Origin of the sequence: Deinococcus pimensis DSM 21231, assembly GCF_000519345.1 — a bacterium.
GTDB classification, from domain to species: domain Bacteria; phylum Deinococcota; class Deinococci; order Deinococcales; family Deinococcaceae; genus Deinococcus_A; species Deinococcus_A pimensis.
The window spans coordinates 7,577-8,983 of record NZ_KI912630.1; the positions used below are offsets into that span (position 1 = coordinate 7,577).

A 1,407-nucleotide genomic window follows, 5' to 3' on the forward strand; every position below is an offset into this window, starting at 1 on the left:
CCTGCCGGGCCGCGCGGAGACGGACGAGAAGGGCGGGGCCCTCCCGCCCGCCGCCGTCGTGCTGCTCAGCGACGGGCGCAACAACCGTCTGCCCGAGCCGCAGGAGGCCGCCGCGCTCGCCAAGCAGCTCGCCGTGAAGGTGTACACCGTGGGCCTCGGGACGGAGCAGGGCGTGCTGTCCCTGCGTGAGGACCTCGGCGGGCGCTTCGGCGGCGGGAGCTTCCTCGCCGGGTTCGACGCGGAGGCCCTGATGGGGATCGCGCAGACCACGGGCGGGAAGTACTACGAGGCGCGCTCGGCGGGTCAGCTGCGCGGCGTGTACCGCGACCTGGGCCGCTCGCTGGGCTGGACGATCCGCCCGCGCGAGGTGTCCGCGTACGTGGGGGCGCTGGCAGCGTTGCTGCTGCTCGGCAGCCTCGCGCTCGCCGAGCGGTTCACCCGGCGCGTGCTGTAGACGGAGAGCAGGCCGGGCGGGGGACGTCGCTCCCGCCCGGCCTGCTCCTGCCGTCCGGACGGACACGGTCGTGAGCGGAATGTGAACGTGTCTTCATCTGAACGTTGTATGGGCGTCCACTCGTCTCCAGGGATGTTCATGAGGAACCGTACCCTCACACCCGGTGGAGTCCCATACTCGGCCTACAGTTCTGCGCCCACCTCCGCGTCCCAGGACGCAGCTCAACGTCATTTCCACACGAGGAGTCCGTCATGAACACACCGACCATCCTGATCGTCGAGGACGACCACGACATCTCCAACCTCATCCAGCTGACCCTCCAGGACGCCGGCTTCCGCACCCTGCAGGCCTACAACGGCACCAGCGGCCTCATCCAGGCGCGCGAGCACGCCCCCGACCTCGTCCTCGTCGACCTCGGCCTGCCCGACTTCGGCGGTGACGAGGTCGCCCGCCGCGTCCGCGCCACGAACGACGTGCCCATCCTCATCCTCACCGCCATCGACGATCCCGAGCAGAAGGTCAGCCTCCTCGGCGTGGGCGCCGACGACTACATCACCAAACCCTTCCACGCGGACGAGCTCGTCGCCCGCATCCGCGTGCAGTTCCGCCATCGCGACGGCGCCGCCAGCGTCACGGTGGGCCTCCTCAAGCTCGAACGCGACAAGCGGATGTGCACCTTCGCCGACCACGAGGTCCGCCTCTCCCCACGCGAGTTCGACCTGCTCGGCGTGCTCGCCCGCACCCCCGGCCGCGTCCACACCCGCGAGGAGATCGCGCGTGAACTCTGGGGCGACGACGCCAGCATCGCCGCGAACGTCATCGACGTGCACGTCAGCAACCTGCGCGGCAAGCTCCGCGACGTCGGCGCCTACGGCGTCATCCGCACCGTCCGCGGCGTCGGCTTCGCCGTCAAGGACCCCGCCGCCACCGCCCGCGCCGCGCAGGGCGTCGCC

At 71.1% G+C, this 1,407-nt stretch carries 2 protein-coding genes; both read left to right on the top strand.

The genetic code is table 11. The features are described from left to right. Positions 1 to 454: vWA domain-containing protein (locus tag DEIPI_RS28310; protein WP_157463449.1), on the top strand; the 454-nt coding region annotated here is incomplete at its 5' end. Positions 455 to 705: 251 nt separating this feature from the next. Continuing rightward, positions 706 to 1,407, top strand: a 702-nt coding sequence (locus DEIPI_RS28315) for a response regulator transcription factor (RefSeq protein WP_084473934.1), incomplete at its 3' end; no start/stop codon positions are given.